Here is a 2,699-nt window from a genome sequence, read left to right as displayed (position 1 = left end):
GTACAACTTTTTGTTGGCACCACTTAACCTTAACAAAACTTCGCAACAGAACCCTTTTTTCATTATCATTTTGAATTGATTCACCTTTATCATTACTTATTTTATTATTTGTAAATGTTGCTTGACATGGTTAAATGCTATAATAGTAAATTGTGGATAAAGGATATGCCTTATATGTTTATAGAGGTGATGAATTATATGTTTATAGAGGTGATGAATTATGCTTAATAAGCCGAGTGATTATATTGAAGCTGGTTTGAAGCTGGAGTTGGAAGAAGATTTAAAATACTTATTCAATTCAACAGCTGATATAAAGATGGTACCAAAGGATACAATTGTTTTAAGGCAGGGGCAAAGAGTTTCTTCACTGTATTATATTCATAAAGGAATTATGAGAGGCTATTATATAGATGCTGCAGGGAATGATGTGACAAAATGTTTTGCAGCTGAAACGGAATTTGCCTGTGCAGAGGGTTTATTAAGAGTTGAAGAAGCTAGCTTTAATGTAGAAAGCCTGCAAGACAGCATTTGCGTAGTTATTCCGTATAATTCCATAGACCAAGGTATGAAGAAAACTAATCAAATGAAGGTTATATTCACTAATTATATTCAGAAGATTCTTGTTGGTATGCTAAATCGAGAACAGGCGTTACTTATGAAAGATGCACTGGAAAGATACATGGAGTTTAAAAGAGAGTATTCTTCTTTAGAAAGTAGAATAAATCAATCATATATTGCTTCTTATATTGGAATTAGAGCAAGCTCACTTAGTAGAATTAAGAGAAGTATGAAAATAGAATAAACGTTTTTAGGAAACATCAAATAAAAGTATTTGGTGTTTTTTTATTGCAATTTACATATGTCAATTACAACAGGCTATTATCGCATTATGATAACTGGTGTAATCACTGATTTAGGAGGATTTATTTATGAAGAAAATTTCCTTGGTAACAGGTGCAAATGGTCATTTGGGTAACAACTTGGTAAGGGAATTATTAAAAAGAGGAGAAACTGTTAGAGCAAGTGTACGAGATTTAAATGACAAAGAACCATTTATAGACCTTGATTGTGAGATCGTCTACGCCGATTTGAGGGATAAAGCCTCACTTCATAAAGCACTTGATGGAGTGAATACCTTATATCAAGTAGCTGCTGTATTTAAACATTGGGCACAAGATCCTGAAAAAGAGATAATTATTCCTAATGTTGAGGCAACTCAAAATATAATGGAGGCTGCTAAAGAAGCAAATGTAAGAAAAATAGTATATGTAAGCTCCGTAGCAGCATTGTCATTGGACAAGACAAACTTAAAGGGTAAAATTGATGAAACTACATGGCTTGAAAACAGTCATGGAAATGCATACTTTGATTCAAAAGCACGAGCTGAAAGAACAGCTTGGGAGCTGGCAGAAAAATATGATTTGAATATGGTTAGCGTTCTTCCTGGTGCAATGATTGGTGGAGAGTTTTTAAAGAAAACTCCAACCATACTGGCCTTCGATAGTATTCTTTTAGGAAAGATGAAAGTTAACTATATAAGTGAAATGACGCCAATAGATGTAACTGATGTTGTGAAAGGTATGATTGCTGCAGCGGAAAAAGGTGTAAGGGGTACAAGATATATCTTGGCTAATGAAGAGCCTGTAACTTCAGATGATATCATTAAAATTGCAAAAAAATTTATTCCTAATCTTGAGATACCACAAAAATATACTAAAGAACAGTTGTTAAATTTAGCTGATAAACTTGAATTTGAAGCAAAGGAAAAGAATACTCAGCCATCACTACTTAGAAGTCAAGTAGAATTATATTATGGTGGAATAAATAGACACTATGACCTTACCACATCAAGACAGGATTTGAATTTTAATCCTAAGTTGGGTGAAGTGGCATTAGAAGAGTATTTTAAACGGTTTTTTGCTAGCCTAAGAAAAAAATCCTTATAGGGGTAGCATCCATGCCCATCAACTTAAGAAATGCATTGTTCCCCAAAACGAAAAAAATGAGCTAAATTCTTATAAATAACTGCAAAATAATAAAATTTTTGTTTTGGGGACACTTCAAAGTACTAGATTGATGACAACGTGGCGGGGTTCCTAAAATAAGATTATAATTAGCATTGCTTTTAACAATGTGACAATGATTATTGTCAGACTTCCATTTCGGTTGCAATCTATTTTGTTATTTAAGGCGTTAAAAGAAAACTTCAGAACAAATAGGTAATTTATGTTGAAATATAAAGAAAAATGATAAATATTATTAATTGTAAAAAGGACAAGATTGTAAAATAAGAATTTAATTCGGAAGGATTGAGTTTACTTATATATTCTTAGGAGTGATGGAATGGATAATCCTTATAAAATAGCTGTAATTGGTGGCACTGGTAAGGTAGGACGTTATATAGCTTCAGAATTGTTAAAAAATGGCTACCAAGTTCGTATGCTTGTTCGGAATCCTAAAAATTTAAAATATAACGATGATAAAGTTGAGATTGTAACAGGTACTGCGGAGAATGTAGATGCAATAAGACAACTACTCGAAGGTTGTCTTATTGTTATAAATTGCTTTGGTCAACCTATGAGAGATACACCTATATATAGCAAAGTTACCAGAGATATACTTGAAGTAATGAAAGAAAAGGATATTAAGAGATATATTGGAGTTACAGGAGCTTCTCTTAATATTATAGGAGATAAAAA

Annotated in this window: 3 protein-coding genes; all 3 read left to right on the top strand. The window is 32.3% G+C overall.

Translation table 11 applies throughout. The features are described 5' to 3' along the window. The first annotated feature begins 220 nt into the window (after positions 1-220). Positions 221-802: a Crp/Fnr family transcriptional regulator gene (locus LOK41_RS27750; protein WP_241819317.1), complete on the top strand. Its 582-nt coding sequence runs from the start codon at positions 221-223 to the stop codon at positions 800-802. Positions 803-929: 127 nt separating this feature from the next. Further along, a complete protein-coding gene (locus LOK41_RS27745) occupies positions 930-1,946 on the top strand; it encodes an NAD-dependent epimerase/dehydratase family protein (protein WP_241819316.1) in 1,017 nt (338 codons plus the stop codon). Positions 1,947-2,343: 397 nt separating this feature from the next. Beyond that, the coding region (locus tag LOK41_RS27740; protein WP_241819315.1) for an NAD(P)-dependent oxidoreductase at positions 2,344-2,699 on the top strand (356 nt) is incomplete at its 3' end.

Source organism: Bacillus sp. TL12 (assembly GCF_022625245.1).
Classification (GTDB): domain Bacteria; phylum Bacillota; class Bacilli; order Bacillales; family Bacillaceae_G; genus Bacillus_A.
This window is presented reverse-complemented; position numbering and strand designations above follow the sequence as displayed.